General features: G+C 63.4%; 15 protein-coding genes. 10 read left to right on the top strand and 5 right to left on the bottom strand.

Annotated features, from left to right (window positions below; genetic code table 11):
- Nucleotides 1-16 precede the first annotated feature (16 nt).
- The 7 genes from EL2594_RS06765 (at nucleotide 17) to EL2594_RS06735 (ending at nucleotide 8,883) form a co-directional block, all read left to right on the top strand.
- Nucleotides 17-1,129 (top strand): XrtA/PEP-CTERM system-associated ATPase, encoded by a 1,113-nt coding sequence (locus tag EL2594_RS06765; RefSeq protein WP_011414296.1) that lies wholly within the window; start codon nucleotides 17-19, stop codon nucleotides 1,127-1,129.
- 20 nt (nucleotides 1,130-1,149) lie between these two features.
- Complete coding sequence (locus EL2594_RS06760; protein WP_011414295.1) at nucleotides 1,150-2,037, top strand: XrtA system polysaccharide deacetylase; 888 nt, start codon at nucleotides 1,150-1,152, stop codon at nucleotides 2,035-2,037.
- Nucleotides 2,034-3,098, top strand: coding sequence for a FemAB family XrtA/PEP-CTERM system-associated protein (locus EL2594_RS06755; protein WP_011414294.1), 1,065 nt, complete (start codon nucleotides 2,034-2,036; stop codon nucleotides 3,096-3,098). The genes EL2594_RS06760 and EL2594_RS06755 overlap by 4 nt, the downstream gene beginning before the upstream one ends.
- Nucleotides 3,098-4,324 carry a TIGR03087 family PEP-CTERM/XrtA system glycosyltransferase gene (locus tag EL2594_RS06750; RefSeq protein ID WP_011414293.1) on the top strand — a complete coding sequence of 409 codons (1,227 nt, stop codon included), beginning with the start codon at nucleotides 3,098-3,100 and terminating at the stop codon, nucleotides 4,322-4,324. The genes EL2594_RS06755 and EL2594_RS06750 overlap by 1 nt, the downstream gene beginning before the upstream one ends.
- Nucleotides 4,314-5,876, top strand: coding sequence for an exosortase A (gene xrtA, locus EL2594_RS06745; RefSeq protein WP_011414292.1), 1,563 nt, complete (start codon nucleotides 4,314-4,316; stop codon nucleotides 5,874-5,876). Before EL2594_RS06750 ends, xrtA begins: the two co-directional genes overlap by 11 nt.
- A gap of 9 nt (nucleotides 5,877-5,885) precedes the next feature.
- Complete coding sequence (locus EL2594_RS06740) at nucleotides 5,886-7,784, top strand: XrtA/PEP-CTERM system amidotransferase (protein WP_011414291.1); 1,899 nt, start codon at nucleotides 5,886-5,888, stop codon at nucleotides 7,782-7,784.
- Nucleotides 7,785-8,013: 229 nt separating this feature from the next.
- Nucleotides 8,014-8,883 (top strand): crotonase/enoyl-CoA hydratase family protein, encoded by an 870-nt coding sequence (locus EL2594_RS06735; RefSeq protein WP_011414290.1) that lies wholly within the window; start codon nucleotides 8,014-8,016, stop codon nucleotides 8,881-8,883.
- Here EL2594_RS06735 and zapE read toward each other — a convergent pair.
- Genes zapE through EL2594_RS06720 form a run of 3 tightly spaced genes read right to left on the bottom strand, consistent with a single transcriptional unit; the run spans nucleotide 8,880 to nucleotide 11,290 of the window.
- Nucleotides 8,880-10,010, bottom strand: a complete 1,131-nt coding sequence (zapE, locus tag EL2594_RS06730) for a cell division protein ZapE (protein WP_011414289.1) — start codon at nucleotides 10,008-10,010, stop codon at nucleotides 8,880-8,882. The genes EL2594_RS06735 and zapE overlap by 4 nt on opposite strands.
- The gene (locus tag EL2594_RS06725; RefSeq protein ID WP_011414288.1) at nucleotides 10,010-10,474 is read right to left on the bottom strand and encodes a PaaI family thioesterase; all 465 of its coding nucleotides are present in this window, start codon (nucleotides 10,472-10,474) and stop codon (nucleotides 10,010-10,012) included. Before EL2594_RS06725 ends, zapE begins: the two co-directional genes overlap by 1 nt.
- A 33-nt stretch (nucleotides 10,475-10,507) precedes the next feature.
- Nucleotides 10,508-11,290, bottom strand: coding sequence for a succinate dehydrogenase iron-sulfur subunit (locus EL2594_RS06720; RefSeq protein WP_011414287.1), 783 nt, complete (start codon nucleotides 11,288-11,290; stop codon nucleotides 10,508-10,510).
- Nucleotides 11,291-11,515: 225 nt separating this feature from the next.
- Here EL2594_RS06720 and EL2594_RS06715 point away from each other — a divergent pair, with 225 nt between their 5' ends.
- Nucleotides 11,516-12,250, top strand: coding sequence for an SDR family NAD(P)-dependent oxidoreductase (locus tag EL2594_RS06715; RefSeq protein ID WP_011414286.1), 735 nt, complete (start codon nucleotides 11,516-11,518; stop codon nucleotides 12,248-12,250).
- Between the two features lie 119 nt (nucleotides 12,251-12,369).
- On the opposite strand, the gene EL2594_RS06710 is transcribed toward EL2594_RS06715, so the two are convergent.
- Complete coding sequence (locus tag EL2594_RS06710) at nucleotides 12,370-13,380, bottom strand: D-alanine--D-alanine ligase family protein (protein ID WP_011414285.1); 1,011 nt, start codon at nucleotides 13,378-13,380, stop codon at nucleotides 12,370-12,372.
- Between the two features lie 163 nt (nucleotides 13,381-13,543).
- Here EL2594_RS06710 and EL2594_RS06705 point away from each other — a divergent pair, with 163 nt between their 5' ends.
- Nucleotides 13,544-14,179 carry a class I SAM-dependent methyltransferase gene (locus EL2594_RS06705; RefSeq protein WP_011414284.1) on the top strand — a complete coding sequence of 212 codons (636 nt, stop codon included), beginning with the start codon at nucleotides 13,544-13,546 and terminating at the stop codon, nucleotides 14,177-14,179.
- A gap of 43 nt (nucleotides 14,180-14,222) precedes the next feature.
- Here EL2594_RS06705 and EL2594_RS06700 read toward each other — a convergent pair whose 3' ends face one another.
- A complete protein-coding gene (locus tag EL2594_RS06700) occupies nucleotides 14,223-16,955 on the bottom strand; it encodes an Rne/Rng family ribonuclease (protein ID WP_011414283.1) in 2,733 nt (910 codons plus the stop codon).
- A 462-nt stretch (nucleotides 16,956-17,417) separates the two neighbouring features.
- On the opposite strand from EL2594_RS06700, the gene EL2594_RS06695 reads away from it, so the two are divergent.
- On the top strand, nucleotides 17,418-18,281 hold the full coding sequence (locus tag EL2594_RS06695) for an N-acetylmuramoyl-L-alanine amidase family protein (RefSeq protein WP_011414281.1): 864 nt from the start codon (nucleotides 17,418-17,420) through the stop codon (nucleotides 18,279-18,281).
- Nucleotides 18,282-18,332: the final 51 nt, after the last annotated feature.

Genomic DNA, 18,332 nt, shown 5'->3' with positions numbered 1-18,332 from the left:
GGAAAGGACAAGACCCATGTTCGACGATTTCTATGGCCTGACGGGGCGGCCCTTCCAGCTCACGCCGGACCCCGATTTCTATTTCGAGAGCATCACGCACCGCAAGGCGCTGTCCTATTTGGGCTATGGCCTTGCGCAGGGCGAGGGCTTCATCGTTATCACCGGCGAGATCGGCTCCGGCAAATCGACGCTGGTCGCTCACCTGATGAAGAAGATCGACCCCGAGCAGATGACGGTCGGCCAGATCGTCACCAGCAACCTCGATGGCGAGGAACTGGTGCATGTGGTCGCGCAAAGCTTCGGCCTCGATATCGAAGGCCACGACAAGGCAGGCGCGCTCGGCGCAATCGAGGATTTCCTTCACGAAGAGGCCCGCGCCGGTCGGCGCTGCCTGCTGGTCGTCGATGAATCGCAGAACCTCAGCATCGAAGCGCTCGAAGAGCTGCGGATGATGTCGAACTTCCAGCTCGGCTCGCACCCGCTGCTGCAGCAGCTGCTGCTGGGCCAGCCGGAATTTAAGGAAGTGCTGGCTTCGCATGGCGAGCTTGAGCAGCTGCGCCAGCGCGTGATCGCGGCGCATCACCTCGGCCCGATGGAATCGGACGAGTTGCAGCCCTATGTCGAACACCGCCTCACATGCGTCGGCTGGGAAGGCAATCCGGCCTGGGATCAGCGCGTTTTCGCTGAAATGTACGAAGCTTCGGGCGGCATTCCTCGCCGGGTCAACCAGATTGCCACGCGCTTGCTGCTTCTCGGAGCGGTGGAGCAACGTACGCGGATCGACAGCGCGATGCTGAGTTCCGTGCTCAAGGAAATGCAGGGCGACAACGCCTTCCCCGAAGCGGCGCCCAAGCCGATGGAGAAAACCGAACGTCCGCCAGCACCGGGTCCGGTCAAGCACGCCTTCGCGCAGGCTGTTGCCGAGACGAGCGCGGGGCAGGATGTCGAGATCGCCGAACTGCGCGAGGCCGTCTCCGAGATGAAGGGGGAAGCAGCGCCGTTGCCGGATGACCTCGCCGAGCGGCTCGATATTATCGAAGCGCGCCTCGACGAGCAGGAAGCGAGCGTTCGTCAGGTCCTGACCATGGTGATCGAGTGGATCGAAGGCGAGAAGCGCCAGGCAGCCTGAGCGAAGGGGGGCAAGGCGTCATGCAATCGCCGCACAGTACTGACGGAACGATCATCAACGGCCTCTCGGTCGATGTCGAGGACTGGTTCCAGGTCGGTGCCTTCGAAAATGTAATCGACCGGGGAGACTGGGACGGTCTGGCGCTGCGCGTCGAGGACAATGTACTGCGTATCCTCGACCTGTTCGATGCCGCCGAAGTGAAGGCGACCTTCTTCACCCTCGGATGGATCGCCAAGCGCAATCCCGCCATCATCCGCCGGATCGTCGACCGCGGGCACGAACTGGCGAGCCACGGCTATGATCATGGCCGCGTATTCGCTTTCGATCGCAAGCAATTCGCGGGCGATATCAAGCTGGCACGGATGATCCTCGAGGATGCGGGCGGCGTGCAGGTGACCGGCTATCGCGCGCCCAGCTTCTCGATCGATAAGCGCACGCCCTGGGCCTACATGGAACTGGCCGAGCAAGGCTATGCCTATTCTTCCAGCGTCGCCCCGGTAGTGCACGATCATTACGGCTGGCGCGAGGCACCGCGCTTCGCGTTCAAGCCGCTGCCATGGTCGGACCTCGTCGAAATTCCGGTCACCACGGCGATCCTCGGCGGCAGGCGCGTAGCGGCAGGCGGCGGCGGCTTTTTCCGCGTGCTGCCCTATGCCTTCAGCCGCTGGGCGATCCGACAGGTTAATCGCCAGGACTGCCGCCCTGCGGTGTTCTATTTCCATCCGTGGGAGATCGATCCGGAACAGCCGCGCGTCGGCAATGCTCCGATCAAATCGAAGCTGCGCCACTACACCAATCTCGACAAGATGGCTGAAAAGCTGCGCGAGCTGGTGCACGAGTTCGAGTGGGGCCGGATGGACATTTTGGCCCATCGCGAAGCCGCGCGCGCGGTGGAGCTGGCTGCGTGAATGCCCCCTTTGCCCTCTGCGAAGAGACGGTTGCGCAGGTGAACCTGCACGATCCGGCCGAATGCGCGCGGATTGCCGATTTCGTCTATCGCGCCAACGGTTCGCCATTTCATCTGCCGCAGTGGCTGAAGGCCGTTCAATGCGGCACGGGACAGAAGGCGACCGGGCTTGTCGCCGAGAAAGGCGGCGAGATCACCGGATGGCTGCCGCTTACAATAGTGCACTCACCGCTGTTCGCGCGTGCGCTGATTTCCAGCGGGTTCGGGGTCGACGGCGGACCGCTTGCGCTGTTCGAAAAGACCGCGCACCGCTTGTGCCGGGTCGCGACAGAACTGGCTGTCCGCGAAAGCTGCACCTCGGTCGAATTGCGCGGCGGCTCTGCGCCGGCGGACTGGGATGTGCAGGCAGACAGCCACTGCGGTTTTGCCGGACCGCTCGCCGAGGATGACGATGCACAACTGCTCGCCATCCCGCGCAAGCAGCGTGCGGAAGTGCGCAAGGGCCTGAAGAACGGACTGCGAGTGACTGTCGGAACTTTCGAAAAGGACCGCGCCGCGCATTACGCATGCTACGCCGAAAGCGTCCGCAATCTCGGCACTCCGGTCTTCCCGCGTCGCCTGTTCGACGCGGTGCTGTGCAAGTTCGGCGAGGATGCGGATATCCTGACAGTGTGGGACGGCAAGCGCCCGGTCGCCAGCGTGCTGACGCTCTATCACATGGGCGCGGCCATGCCTTACTGGGGCGGCGGCGTGTGGGATGCGCGGCACCTGCGCGCAAACGAAGTCATGTATTATAAGCTGATGTGCCACGCGCGCGGCAAGGGGTGCATCACCTTCGATTTCGGGCGCTCGAAGACCGGAAGCGGACCATACAATTTCAAGAAGAACTGGGGCTTCGCACCCGAACCGCTGACCTATGCCAGCTGGACCGCGCCCGGGTGCGAAAAGCGCGATGTCGATCCGACCAGCGCCACTTACCGGCGCAAAATCGACCTTTGGAAGAAGCTGCCGCTGGGTGTCGCCAACAGGATCGGCCCGGTGATCGCACGCGGGCTCGCCTGATGGGCGAGATCCTGTTTCTCGCCCACCGCATCCCCTTCCCGCCGGACCGGGGGGACAAGATCCGCTCGCACCATCTACTAAAGGCGTTGGCGGAGCTGGCGCCCGTGCATGTCGGCACCTTCGGCGAAACCGATGCTGATATGGCCGCGGAAGCGGAGCTGGAATCTATCGCTGCCAGCCACCGCCTGATCCGCCGCACAAAGCCGCTGGCCTTGGCCGGGCTGGAAGCGCTCGCTTCGAACAAACCCGTCAGCCTGACGGCCTTCGACAGTGCCGCTCTTCGCGCGTGGGTGTCACAAGTGCTGAGCGAGAGGCCGATCGACACGATCTTCGTCTTCTCCGGACAGATGGGGCAGTATGTGCCCGACGATTTCGCCGGGCGGGTCATCGTCGACCTGTGCGATGTCGATAGCGCAAAATTCGATGCCTATGGTGTCGACGGCACGTGGCCGCGCCGGGTCATAGACCGCCGCGAGGGCAGGGTGCTCGCCTGCGAGGAAGAGCGACTGGCGCATCGCGCCGACGCGACGATCCTTATCAGCAGCAACGAAGCCAGCCTGTTTAGTTCTCGTCTTGCGAAGCGGGATGGGACCGATATTCGCGTCATCCGCAACGGGATCGATGCCGACTTGTTCGATCCAGCCAATGTCACGCCGCAGCGCGATCTGGTTCAGGCCCGCGGCCCGCAGATCGTCTTCACCGGGCAAATGGACTACCTGCCCAATATCGTTGCGGTCGAGCGCGTCATGGACGCGATCCTGCCGCGGCTTCGCGCGCAGCATCCGAAGGCCACCTTCCACGTGGTAGGCCGCGCGCCCGTTCAGCGCCTGCTCGACCGCGCCGGCAAGGACAATGTCCGCGTTTGGGGCGAAGTGCCGGACGTGAAGCCATTTCTGGCCGCCGCCGATATCGTCATCGCGCCGCTGGCAATCGCGCGCGGCATCCAGAACAAGGTGCTCGAAGCCATGGCCATGGCGCGGCCGGTGCTGCTCTCTCCGGAAGCGGCGACGGGGATCGATGCCGTGGATGGCAAGCATTTCGCCATTGCCGAAAGCGACGAGGCAATGGTCCAGCAGGCATTGCGGCTGATCGACGACACGGGAGAAGCCATCGCGATGGGTCACGCCGCCCGTGCCTATGTGCTGGCGGAGCAAAGCTGGCCCGCGATGCTGGCCGATCTCGCCGGCTTGGTCGGGCGTGGGAAGGGGGCGCGCAATGCAGCCTGACGCGGTCCTCGACGCTTCCGCGCAACACAGCGGCTTGGAGCGCTTCCCCAAGGCGTGGCACAAGCCGCTGGCGCATCTCGCGCTGGTGTGGGGTGCGCTCGCGCTGCTCACCCTGCGCGACTGGTTCGCCATGTTCGATCAGTGGTGGAACACCTCGACCTATAATCATATCCTGATCATACCCGCCATCATCGCTGCGCTGGTCTGGATCAGGCGCGAAGAGCTGGCGAAGCTTGAACCGCAGGCGTGGTGGCCGGGATTGCTCGGTTTTGCTGCAGCCTTGCTGCTCTGGTTCCTCGGACGGATCGGCGAGGTCAATACCTTCAGCCAGCTTGGCGCCGTTGCGGCGCTGCAATTTTCGGTTCTGACCATTCTGGGCCCCCGGGTAACGGCGGGCTTGCTGTTCCCGCTCGGCTACATGCTGTTCCTCGTGCCCTTCGGCGACGAACTCGTGCCTACGCTGCAGATGATTACCGCCGAGATTACGATCGCGCTGACCGAATGGAGCGGAGTGCCGGCGCATATTGAAGGCGTGTTTATCGACACACCCGCCGGCCTGTTCGAAGTCGCCGAGGCCTGTTCCGGGGTCCAGTTCCTTGTCGCCATGATGGCGTTGGGCGCGCTTGTCGCGCAGACCTGCTTTCAAAGCTGGCGGCGGCGTCTCGCCTTCCTGGCCGCCTGTGCGATCGTCCCGATCATCGCCAACGGCATCCGCGCTTGGGGCACGATCTATATCGCCCAGTCGCAGGGTATCGAATTCGCCGCTGGCTTCGACCACATTTTCTACGGGTGGATCTTCTTCGGCATCGTCGTGGCCCTCGTGCTGGGGGGTGCGTGGCGGTTCTTCGATCGGTCGCCGGAAGACCCGGGCATCGACGGCGCTGCCCTCGCTCGGGCGCCCTTGTTTGCAGCGACGGATCGCTTCGCGGCGACGCCTGCAAGGACGCTTGCGACAAGCGGTGCGATGATCCTCTTCGTGGCTGTCTGGGCTTTGCTCGCCTCGCGTCTCCAAGCGACTGTACCGGAATCTGTGTCCTTGCCCGAAATCCAGGGTTGGAAATTGGTCGATTACGATCCCGAATTGCACTGGGAGCCGAGGGCTACAGGCGCGGACCATCGCCTGCTGGGCCGCTATCGCAATGCGGCGGGACAGGAAGTGGATGTCTTTATAGCGATCTATGCATCGCAGGGGGACGGGCGCGAACCAAGCGCCCCGAGCGAAGGCGCTTTGCCGCCTGACACGATGTGGCGCTGGAAGAACGGAGCAAATCTCGCCGATGGTGCCAGGCGCGACGAGTTGTTCGCGCTCGGGCGCATCCGCAGGACCGCCGACACCTATTATCGGCGAGGCGCGTTTCTCGGTGGCAGCGCGGGTAGGCTCAAGCTGGCGACGATCCGTGATCGGATCCTTCTCGATCCGAAGCCGGTCAGCCTGCTGATCCTTTCGAGCGTGGAGCGTAGCGATCAGACACCGGACGCGGCGCTGGCCGCATTCCGCCAGTCCACAGGGCCGCTCGGACCGTGGATAGACCGCATTGTGGAAAGCCGATAACTCGCGTCCATGTGCGGCATTGCCGGGATCTTTCACTGCGGAACGCCCAAGCCGGTCGATCCCCGCCGGATCGAACGTATGACCGATGCGATGGTGCATCGCGGCCCCGACGGCGGTGGCGTCTGGACCGATCAGGGCGTGGGGCTCGGCCACAGGCGGCTGTCGATCATCGACATCGAAGGGTCGCCGCAGCCCATGCTATCCGCCGATGAGCGCGCGATGCTGGTCTTCAACGGCGAAATCTACAACTATCGCGATTTGCGCCGTGAGCTGAAGGAACTCGGCGCTCGCTTCCACACCGACGGCGATTCGGAGGTCATCCTCGCCGCATGGCAGAAATGGGGCCCCGCATGCCTGTCGCGGCTCGACGGCATGTTCGCCTTCGCCATCTACGACCGCACCGAGCGGGTGCTGTTCCTCGCCCGCGACCGCTTTGGCGTGAAGCCGCTATACATGGCGAACCTGAGCGACGGCAGCCTTGCTTTCGCGTCAGAACTGAAGGGCCTGCTGGCGCATCCGCTGCTACGGCGCCAGGCCGATCCACTGGCGGTCGAGGACTACCTGACCTGGGGCTATGTGCCGGATCATCGCTGCATCCTCAAAGGCGTCGAGAAACTGCCCGCCGGGCACTACCGCCTGTTGCGACATGGCGGACCGCCTGCGCCATCCGTGCAATGGTGGGACATCGATTTCTCCGGCAGGCACAGTGGCAGCACTGCCGACCTGTCGGCGCAATTGCTGCATCTGATGCGCGAGGGGGTGGAATCGCGGATGACGGCCGATGTGCCGCTGGGCGCGTTTCTTTCCGGCGGGGTCGACAGCTCCAGCGTCGTCGCGCTGATGGCCGATGCCAGCCGTGAGCCGGTCAACACATGTTCGATCGGCTTCGATGTCGCAGCGCTGGACGAGACCGGTTACGCGCGCCGGATTGCCGAACGATTCGAGACGGATCACCGCGAGCGGATCGTCGATCCCGACGATTTCGGGGCGGTCGACCTGCTGGCGGGCATGTTCGACGAACCATTCGCCGATGCCTCCGCCTTGCCGACCTGGCGCGTCTGCCAACTTGCGCGCGAGCACGTGACCGTCGCGCTGTCGGGCGATGGTGCCGACGAGGCGTTTGCGGGCTATCGCCGGCAGGTCTTCCATGCGCGCGAGGAGCAGGTTCGCTCTATCCTGCCACAGGCGCTGCGCGGGCCGATCCTCGGTGGGCTCGGACGCATCTGGCCCAAGGCCGATTGGGCTCCGCGGCCCTTGCGCGCGAAATCCACGCTGCAAGCGCTCGGTGCGACTGGCGAGGAAGGCTATGCGCGCGCCCTGGCTGTGACGGCGCCGGAAATGCGCTCCCAGCTCTATACCGATGCGATGGAGCGGCAGCTTGACGGATATCGCGCGGAGCAACCCTTCGTCGAGCTGATGCGAAATGCGCCGGCCCGCTCCGGCCTCGACCGGGCACAATATGCCGACCTCAAGTTCTGGCTGCCCGGCGACATCCTGACCAAGGTCGATCGCACCAGCATGGCTGTCAGCCTCGAAGCGCGCGAGCCTCTGCTCGACCACCGCCTGGTCGAATTTGCGGCCGGATTGCCTTACGGAGCGCGCATCAAGGGCCGCCAGGGCAAGTGGCTTTTAAAGCACACTATGGAGCGCTTTCTTCCCCGGGATGTGCTGTATCGGCCCAAGCAGGGCTTCGTGACACCGATCGCCGAATGGCTGCGCGGACCGCTACAGAACGAAGCCCGCGCCATCGCCACCAGTGCCACCATTGCCGACACCGGCTGGTTCTCAACTTCGCGGCTTAAACGCCTGACAGAGAATCATATTTCCGGTTCTGCCGATCATTCCCGATTGCTGTGGCAATTGCTGATGCTCGACCGTTCCATCGGAAATCTGGCGATAACTCTGTGACTTAAATGCCCCAGTTCGGGACTCGGTCCATCCGCCCTCGACAGTTTCCCGATTGCCAAAGGCGCGGCCCGTCGCGTAGCTTACGTTTGTTGGGAGCAAATATCGCCCCGACGATTACGACGACATTCGGGGGAGTCGCATGGACCGAGTGGGAACTGAATTCGAGGACGGCATCATAGCCGACAGCGGGGGATCGCAGTCCCCGGTCGGCGAAATAGGAGGCTCAGCTATGAGGAGCCTTGCGAAGGGACACGCCGGTTTGCCGGACGAATTGTTCGCACTGAGGGAACTCGATGTTCTCTACGATCCCGACCGGCAAACTCTGTGGACCTATATGCGTCCGCAGGGGCGCCCCAGCTTTACCCCGCCGATGCTCGGCGATTTCGAGAATTGGCAACGGCTGATCGCCGCCAATTTCGGGCCGGACAAGGTCCCGTTGCAGTTCCTCGTGCTCGCAAGCCGCGCGCCCGGCGTGTTCTGTTATGGCGGCGATCTGGCGCTGTTCCGGCAGTTGATCGTCGATCGCAACCGCGATGGGCTGGTTCGTTACGGACATCGGTGCTGCGAGATCCTGCACCGCAATATCAACACGCTCAATGTGCCGATGCTGACGGTCGGCATGGTCGAGGGTGCCGCACTGGGGGGCGGGTTCGAGGCCCTGCTGTCATTCGATTACATTGTGGCGGAACGCAGCGCGACTTTCGGTCTTCCCGAAATCATGTTCGGGCTGTTCCCCGGCATGGGCGCGCACGCTTTGCTCAGCCGCAAGATCGGCAGCGCGATGGCGGACCGGCTCATCGTGTCCAACAAGACCTACACGGCCGAAGAGATGTACGAGCTCGGCCTGGTGCACCACTTGGCAGAGGATGGCGGGGCGCTGGAGGCGACGCGCGATTTCCTCAAGAAGTCCGAGCGGCGCCATGCCGGTCTGGTGGCAGCACGACGTGCGATGAAGGTCTCGTGGAACCTCAGCCTGACCGAGCTGACCCGGATCACCGAGCTTTGGGCCGATGCGGCGCTGCAATTGCGTGAGCAGGATCTCAAACTGATGGACCGGCTCGCCTCCGCGCAGGAACGGGGCGCGCGCAAGGCCGCCTAAGCTCTCGCCACTTCGTCTTCGCCATGGCCGAGCGCCATGTATTCGTCGCTGCGCATCTCCATCAGGCGGCTGACGGTGCGTTCGAACTCGAAGCTCCCGTCGCCCGCCTGGTAGAGTTCGGCGGGTTCGGCGGCAGCCGTGACGAACAGCTTGACCCGGTACTCGTACAGCGCATCGATCAGCGTGACGAAGCGCGCCGCCTCGTTGCGGTCCTCCGGCCCCATCTGCGGAATGCCGACCAGGATGACCGTGTGATAGGCGCGGGCGATGGCGAGATAGTCCGGCGCACCGCGCGGCTGGCCGCATAGCCGCTTGAAACTGAAGACCCCGACACCCTTGAGGCTCTTGGGCACGTGCAGCGTCCGTCCGCCGCCGACGTCCAGCTCGGCGCTGGGCACGTTGGCGGCGTCTTCGGGCTTGTAGTCGGTCAGGCGGAAGAACGCCTCGCGCACCTGCGCCGTGGCCGCCTCGCCGAGCGGGGTGTGCCAGGTGGAAAGATCGCCCAGCCGGTCCATCCGGTAGTCGGTCGGGCCGTTGAGAGGCAGGACATCGAGTTTGTCTTCGATCAGCTCGATGAAGGGCAGGAAATGCTCGCGGTTGAGCCCGTCCTTGTAGAGATCGCGGGGAGGGCGGTTGCTGGTGGTCACGATCACCACCCCTTCGTCGACGATCAGTGCGCGGAACAGCCGGCTCATGATCATGGCATCGGCGGAATTGTTCACGACCATCTCGTCGAAGGCGAGGCAGCGCACGTTCTCCGCCAGTTGCGCCGCTACGGGCGGGATCGGGTCGCCGCTCTCCTTCTTTCGCTCCTCCCGTAACAGCGCGTGGACATCCTGCATGAAGGCATGGAAATGTGCACGGCGCTTCCGGCTGATGGACAAGGTATCGTGGAACAGGTCCATCAGCATCGACTTCCCGCGCCCCACGCCGCCCCACATGTACACGCCTTCGGGCGCCTCGGGCTTGCCCCTGAGCGCGCGCCACAGGATCGAACCGCGCTTGGGTGTCTCCTCCAGCTCCCTTTGCAGCCTCTCGAGCCGCGCCGCGACCGCGGCCTGCTCATCGTCCGGCTTCAGTTCGCCGGCAGCGACCAGGCTCTCGTATCGTGCGAGAATACCGCTCATCAATCGAGCTTGCGCGGCGGGAACTTGCGGATGATGCCGCTGTAGGCACAGATAACGTCGTCCTCCTGCACCACCTCGCCGCGCACGAAGACGAGCTTGCCGGTCTCGCGCATGATCTCGGTGACAGCGTCCAGCGGCTTTTTGGGATCGCCACCGCCGATGAACTGGGTCGAAAGTTCGAGCGTCACCGAAGGCCCGGCATTGCCGCTACCGACGACATGCATGGTCGTGAACAGCGAGATATCGATCAGCGCCAGGCTGACAGCGCCGTGGATGATACCCTGCAGGTTCTCGTGCTTGCGCTCGGGGAACATCCGCAATCGGCAGGCATCGCCTTCGCGGCGGGTGATGAGCTTGCCCATCACCGCGCCGTTGAACAGCGTCTGGTCCTTGAGGTTCCAGTGATGCCAACCCGGATTGTCCGGATCCGGCCGATGGTCGAAGATGTCGTCTTTCAGCGCCATAGGCCCGCCCGATAGGGCCAGCCGCCCGGATGATCAAATGGTGCGTTCGGCCATCATCTTCTTGGTTTCGGCGATCGCCTTGGCCGGGCTCAGGCCCTTGGGGCAGACATTGGCGCAATTCATGATCGTGTGACAGCGATAAAGGCGGAACGGGTCCTCGAGGTCATCGAGCCGCTCACCGGTCATCTCGTCGCGGCTGTCGGCGAGCCAGCGATAGGCCTGCAACAGGATCGCGGGCCCCAAGAACTTGTCGCTGTTCCACCAATAGCTCGGGCACGCGGTCGAGCAGCAGGCGCACAGGATGCACTCGTAAAGCCCGTCTAGCTTCTCGCGCTGTTCGGGCGATTGCAACCGCTCCTTGCCCGAAGGCGTCGGCGTCACGGTCTGCAGCCACGGTCGGATCGAAGCATATTGCGCGTAGAAATGCGTGAAGTCGGGCACCAGGTCCTTGATCACTTCCATATGCGGCAGCGGCGTGATGCGGATTTCGCCTTTCAAGTCCTCGATCGCGGTGGTGCAGGCGAGGCCGTTCTTGCCGTTCATGTTCATGGAGCATGAGCCACAGATGCCTTCGCGACACGACCGGCGGAAGGTCAGCGTCGGGTCGACCTCGTTCTTGATCCTGAACAAGGCATCGAGAACCATCGGGCCGGTCTGGTCGAGATCGATTTCGAACGTGTCGTAGCGCGGGTTCTCGCCGCTGTCGGGATCGTAGCGATAGATCTTGAACTTCTTCACCCGGCCACCGCTTTCGGCCTTGTGGGTGCGCGTCTTGCCCGTGATCTTGGAGTTCCTGGGAAGCGTGAAGGTTGCCATATCGCTCGTATCGTCCTGCTTGGATTTCTTGAGGCCTATCTAGCGGATATCGCACGCGCCGCAAGGTGGGCGAAAGTCCCCAGTGTGCTGAAACTTGCGTGCGCTGCCCCGAGACATGGACCGCTTGGACCACTGTCCAGGGCCAGAAAAGTCGCCGCCGCGTTTTGTGGCGGAGAGCGCGATCGTTTCGGGGAACCTCGAAGCCATGCGGCGGGTCTAACCTGTATGAGCGATGTAAGACAGCAATTCGAGCGGGCGGCGGTGTTCGGGGCCAGCGGCGGCATCGGCCGCGCCCTGGTCGAGGCATTGGCGGATGCGGGCATCGGAAAGATTTACGCCGGATCGCGCAGCGGTCTCACTCACGAAGGTGACAACGTCCATCCTTTCCGCTTCGACTATGACGAGCCAGCGACCCTGGCCGACGCTGCCGAAGCGATGGCCGACGAGCCGCCTCAACTGGTCATAGTCGCCACCGGAGTGCTGACGCTAGGGAACGGCAGCGGGCCCGAACGCAGTTTCAAGCAGATCGAGAGCGAAGCGATGGAAAGGGTGCTGCGGATCAACACGATCGGCCCCGCACTGGTGGCCAAATTCGTGCTGCCGCTCTTTCCGCGCGATCGGCGCGCAGTCTTTGCCGCGCTCTCGGCGCGCGTCGGTTCGATCGGCGACAACGGCATCGGCGGCTGGCACAGCTACCGCGCTTCGAAGGCTGCGCTCAACATGCTGGTCAGGAATTTCGCCATCGAGCTTCGGCGCACGCACAAGCAGGCCGTGGCAGTGTCCTTGCATCCGGGCACGGTCGACACCGCGCTTTCGCAGCCATTCCAGTCCAACCTTCCCGAGGGGCAGCTGACAAATCCGGCGGAATCGGCGCGCAATTTGCTGCGCGTAATCGAGGGCCTTTCGCCCGAGGACAGCGGCCATCAGTTCGACTGGAAAGGCGAGCGGGTACCCGACTAGGGTTACTCACCACATCCCTTCGCCCTGAACCTGTCGAAGGGCAGGCTAAATGTTGCGGCTGGGCTTCGCCCTTCGACCAGCTCAGGACCTCAGCCCGAACGGGCTTGGGTTTGTAAGTCTCAGGCAATCAGCCCGTTGCGACGCCAGCTTTCCGCGAGCAGCGTTTCCAGCAGGTCCGCGTGGCTGAAACCGGCGAACTTCGCTGCCTTCGCCATCACCTTCTCCGACCACAGATTGCAGTTGAGATTGATCTCAATAAAATTGATGTCGCCTTTTTCGAGATCGACACGGAATTCGATGCGGCCATAGTCGAAAGGCAGTAATTCGCGCGCGACCTTCCGCGCCATATCGGTAATGAGCGGTGCGAAGTCCGGGTTATCGAAGGTCTTGAGCGCGGCTTTCTCGGTGTTCTGGACGAGGTCGCGTTTCTCGTAATAGGTCCACAGTTTCTGCGTGTCTTCGCGCTCGTACCACAGCATGGGCAGGGCCCGCGCTTCGCCATCGATGGTGATGAAGGCGCACTGCACGTCGTAGCCGTCGAGATAGGGTTCGACGATGGCATCGTGCCCCTGTCCGTGAATGTTGGCGATGGCGTTAGCGACGCCCTGGAAATCGAAAGCGTCGGAGATGCCCCAGCTGGCCGAGGAGGCGTTGGGCTTGATGACCCAGCGTCCGTCGGGGGCAGCGGGCAGGCTCGCTTCCTCGACGGGCGCGCCGCGGCGGAAGCAGAACCAGTCCGCCGTAGGCACGCCGGCATGGGTACTCACGAGCTTGGAGACGGACTTGTCGTCGCCGAGGCCGCGCAGGAACGGCATGGCGCCGAGATAGGGGATGCGGTGCATGTTGCAAAGCGTCGGGATCAGCATCTCGCTGTTCACGAACCCGCCGCGATTGAGCAAAGGGAATACGAAGTCGGCGTCGGGCGTATCGAACAGCACCCGGTAAGTGTCGGCCAGCGCGAGATTGAGGCCCATGCCTTCCAGCGTGCTGCGCACCTCGTGGTGGTAGATGGCGTGGTTGCCGTCTTCGGGGTGCATACCGCCACCCCACAAGGCATGTTTGGCCATGAAGAGCAGGCGCACCCGCTCCTTGGCCTCCGCCGGGATGCGGAGGGGTTGGATACCGATCATGTTGCGACGTCCTCTTATGGGCGACCTTTGGCGCGCGCGCATACAGCTTCGATCAAGAGGCAGGAAGCGAAAAGCGCCATGCAGAGCGGTGTGAGCGGCGGAGGACACTCCCCACAATCGCGGATTTATGGCACTATGCACCCAAGCGAGGGGAGAAAACGCAATGGGACTGGGCAGTTGGTGGGACCGGCACGGCGTGCCGCGCGTGATCAAGTTCGCCTGCGGCATGCCGGCGATCATGAAGCTGCGCAGCCGGGTCATACCCATGGCGACGGGCGACGTTTTCGAACTCGGCTGCGGCGGAGGGATAAACCAGCAATTCTACAACGCCGCTGCGATCGACAGCTATGCCGGGATCGATCCCGGCGGGAAGCTGCTGGAATATGCGCGCGCCGAGGCGGAGAAGAAAGGCTGGAAAGCCGATATCCGCGACGGGATCGGGGAGGAGATTCCCTTTGCAGACAACAGCTTCGACACGGTCGTCTGCACCTATACCATGTGCTCGGTTCAGGACCAGCCGCAGGTGGTGAAGGAGATGCGCCGCATCCTGAGGCCGGGCGGTCGTTTGCTGTTTTTGGAACACGGGCGCGCGCCGGATGCCGATGTCGCGCGGTTCCAGGATCGGCTCGAGCCATGGTGGAAGCCGTTCGCGGGGGGATGCCACCTGACCCGGCCCGTGACCGAGGCTGTGCGGGCAGGGGGCTTCGACGTCGAGCCTATGGGGGCCGCCTATCTGCCGAAGACGCCCAAGTCGATCGGCTGGAACGAATGGGGTATCGGGCGAAAAGTGGGCGCGTGATCGAGGCCTGGGCCTGACCGCCGCGCCCACCTGTTTCTAGCAATTATTCGTCACCGAAGGTGCGCTGCCACCAGCCGCGGCGGGGTTTCCCATCGCCATCGGTTTTTTCGTTCGCAGCCTTGCCGCCGGCTCCCTTGTCCGTTTCCGCTTCAGGTTTCGCAGCAGCGTCGCCTTTCCCGGTCTTCGATGCCTCGCCTTCGTCGTTGCCGGCCGCAGGCTTCTTGCTGCGGGTGGCCCGTTTCGGCTTGGGCTTGGCCTCGGTTTCCTTTTTGGCAGCCTTTTCCGAAGCCTTGTCGTCTGCCTTTTCCGCAGCCTCGTCGACCTTCTTCTTGCGCGGGCGGCGCTTGGGCTTTTCTTCGGACTTGTCGTCGGCGGATGCCTGGGCCTTGGTGTCTTCGTCCGCCTTCTTCTTGCGAGGCGCGCGACGCTTCTTCGGCTTTTCTTCTTCGGCAGCGGCCTCGGCGGTTTCCGGCGAACCGTCTGGACCGGCAACGACGGGCATGTCTTCCTTCACTTGTTCGGACACCTCTTCGAGCGGGCTTTCATCGTCTTTCGAATCGCTGTCGGCATCGCCCTTGTTGCGTCCACGTCCGCCACGACGGCGACCGCCACGGCGGCGACGCTTCTTGGGCTTTCCGTCATCGTCGTCGTCGGACGTTTCACTGTCGTCTGAATCGTCCTCGTCGGAATCGTCGTCATCTCCGTCGGAACGGTCGTTCTGCTTGTTCTTGTTGCGACCACGCCCGCCGCGACGGCGGCGGCGACGCTTCCTTGGCTGGCCGTCATCGTCCTCGTCATCATCGTCCGACGCGTCGTCTTCGATCTCTTCCTCGTCGTCGTCATCATCGACGATCGGCTCGAACTTGGGAGCTTCCGACGGGCGCGGACCGGAACTGCCGACGCTCATCTTGGCGCCTTCGTCCTCGCCTTCGGGGACCACTTCGACCGTCACGTTGTAGCGGTCTTCGATCTCCTGAAGGTCGGCGCGCTTGGAATTGAGCAAATACACTGCCGCTTCCGTACTCGCCTTGAGCGAGATGACCGTGCCCTTGCCCTTGGCTGCTTCGTCCTCGATCAGGCGCAACGCCGAGAGACCCGCGCTGGACGCGGTGCGGACGAGACCGGTGCCGTCGCAATGCGGGCAATCGCGGGTGGTCGCTTCCAGAACCCCGGTACGCAGGCGCTGGCGGCTCATTTCCATCAGGCCGAAGCCGGAGATGCGGCCGACTTGGATGCGCGCCCGATCGTTCTTGAGCGCGTCCTTCATCGCGCGCTCGACCTTCCGGACATTGGAATTGTATTCCATGTCGATGAAGTCGATCACGATGAGCCCGGCCATGTCGCGCAGGCGCAGCTGACGGGCGATTTCCTTGGCCGCTTCGATATTGGTCGCTGTCGCGGTCTGCTCGATCCCGTGCTCCTTGGTGGAACGGCCCGAGTTGATGTCGATCGAAACAAGTGCCTCGGTCGGGTTGATGACCAGGTAGCCGCCCGATTTGAGCTGCACGACCGGATCGTACATGGCGCGCAGCTGGTCCTCCGCACCGTAGCGCTGGAACAGCGGCACCGGGTCGGAATAGGCTTTCACCCGCCGCGCATGGCTCGGCATCAGCAGCTTCATGAAGCTCTTGGCGAGCTTGTAGCCTTCCTCGCCCTCGACCACGACTTCCTCGATCTCGCGATTGTAGATATCGCGGATCGCGCGCTTGATGAGGTCGCTGTCCGAATGGATCAGGCTCGGCGCGCTCGAAGACAGCGTCTTCTCGCGGATCTCGTCCCAAAGACGCGCGAGGTAGTCGAAGTCGCGCTTGATTTCCGTCTTGGTGCGGCTGAGGCCGGCGGTGCGGACGATCAGGCCCATCTGCTTGGGCAGGCTCAGGTCGGAGACGACCTGCTTCAACCGCTTGCGATCGCTGGCGCTCGAAATCTTGCGGCTGATCCCGCCGCCGTGCGACGAATTGGGCATAAGGACGGTGTAGCGACCGGCAAGGCTGAGATAGGTCGTCAGCGCCGCGCCCTTGTTGCCGCGCTCTTCCTTGACGACCTGCACCAACATCACCTGGCGGCGCTGGATAACGTCCTGGATCTTGTACCGGCGACGCAGCGCCTGGCGCTTGGCGCGAACTGCATCGACTTCCTTGGCCCGGGACTTGCCACCGCGACCCTTCCCTTTGCCCTGGTGCCGACCGCGGCCACGACCACGTCCGCGGCGTCCCCTGGACTTGCCGTTGTCGCCGTTATTGTCGTCGTCATCGTCGTCGTCGGAATCGTCATCGTCCGAATCGTCGTCGTCATCATCGTCGCTGTCGAGCTGGCCTTCCTCGATCGTCGCAACCTTGTCCTTCTCGGACGTGTCGATTTCCTCCAGGCCGTCTTCGGCCAGATCTTCGGCGAGCGCTCCGGAGCTTTCGTCCTCGGCGTCGTATTCGTCGCCCGGCATTTCGCCGCGATCTTCTTCCTCGGCGCGCAGACGCGCCTCTTCCTCGGCGGCTTCGGCCTCTTCCGCGAGCAGCTTCTCGCGGTCCGCCTGCGGGATCTGGTAATAGTCGGGATGGATTTCGCTAAAGGCGAGGAAACCGTGACGGTTGCCTCCGAAATCTACGAACGCCGCCTGCAGCGACGGTTCGACCCTCGTGACTTTGGCCAGGTAGATATTGCCTTTGATCTGCTTGTGTTCAGCAGACTCGAAATCGAATTCCTCAATCCGGTTGCCTTTGAGCACCGCCACCCGGGTTTCTTCCGTGTGGCGCGCATCGATAAGCATGCGCGTTGCCATGTAATTTTCTCCGTGCGCCGAGCGGTATCGCCAGGGTCCTGAGACCCACTGGTGTCGAGCGCTCGCGCAGATATGTGTGGAAACCGCCGCGGCTACTGCCGGAAGCGGAATGGATAGTCCGGCCCGGACGGAATGCCGTCGGAGCGCGGGATTTCGTGTCTACGCCGCAGAGAATGCGCTGAGAGAGCGCCGCCTTGCATGCCGCCACTGCACGACGATCCGAGGATCGCTCGTTTGGAGTGCGGGATGGACTTCTCATCGGACGTATCAACCTGTCGTATTCGAGCCATGAGCGAGAAAGCGCATGGCATTGCCGGTCTTGACCTGCATCGCCCGATTGTGTCGGGTGCGACCCTGCTGGCGATGCGTGTCTCCGGTCGAAGCGGGTGCTAGCATCGCGGGAGAAGTCCGGCAACTATATTGCGCACTTAGCCCCGGCCGCCCTAACAGGGTGCTAAGAACATGTCGCTGCGCATCCAACTCTGGCTGATATTCCTGTTGCCCGTCCTGCTGGTCGGCGGCCTGGTCGTGTTCGGCCTGACGATCCCCGTCCCGCATCTGGGGCGCGATTATGTGCTCGACCTGTTGCTGCCCGATGCCGACGATCCGGTTGACCTGCCGACGGTCTATGGCCCGCCCGACCGGTCGCGCCCGCTGGTGGTGATCGACGCAGGGCACGGCGGCAAGGATCCGGGCGCGAGCGGGGCGGGCTTGCGCGAAAAGACCGTCGTGCTAGGGCTTGCGCAGGCGCTCAAGGACGAATTGCTGGAGCAGGGCGGCATTCGTGTCGCGCTGACACGGGAAGACGATACTTTCCTGGTGCTCGACGAGCGACCGGAGATTGCGCGGCGGCTGGATGCCGATCTCTTTATCTCGATCCATGCCGATTCTGCTGGAGAGGTGAGCGGTGTCAGCGGCGCAAGCATCTACACTCTGTCGAGCGAGGCCTCGAGCGAAGCGGCCGCGCGGTTTGCCGAGCGGGAGAACAACGCCGACCGACTGAACGGCGTCGAGGTCGACGGGCAGAGCGACGTCGTCAGCAACATCCTCGTCGAGCTTTCGCAGCGGCGGGTGCAGGAAAATTCGGCCGAGTTCGCGGGCCTCGTCGTGCGCGAAGGGCGGGGCAATCTGCGCTTCCACCCGCAGGCGCGCCGGTCAGCTGCCCTTGCCGTGCTGCGCGCACCCGATGTGCCGGCCGTACTGTACGAATCCGGCTATATCACCAACCCGGCCGATGCCGCGCGACTCTCTTCGCCGGAGGGGCGCAAAGCCTTCGCCGAGACCATGGCGCGGGCGATCCGCATATATTTCGCAAGACAGAGTTAGAGCATGAGAACGGCGCATAATCACGCAATTTCGTATGGCCTGCGTTCAGTT

Origin of the sequence: Erythrobacter litoralis HTCC2594, from assembly GCF_000013005.1 — a bacterium.
Classification (GTDB): domain Bacteria; phylum Pseudomonadota; class Alphaproteobacteria; order Sphingomonadales; family Sphingomonadaceae; genus Parerythrobacter; species Parerythrobacter litoralis_A.
Note: the sequence above shows the minus strand (reverse complement) of the source record. Positions and strands in the feature narration are given on the sequence as shown.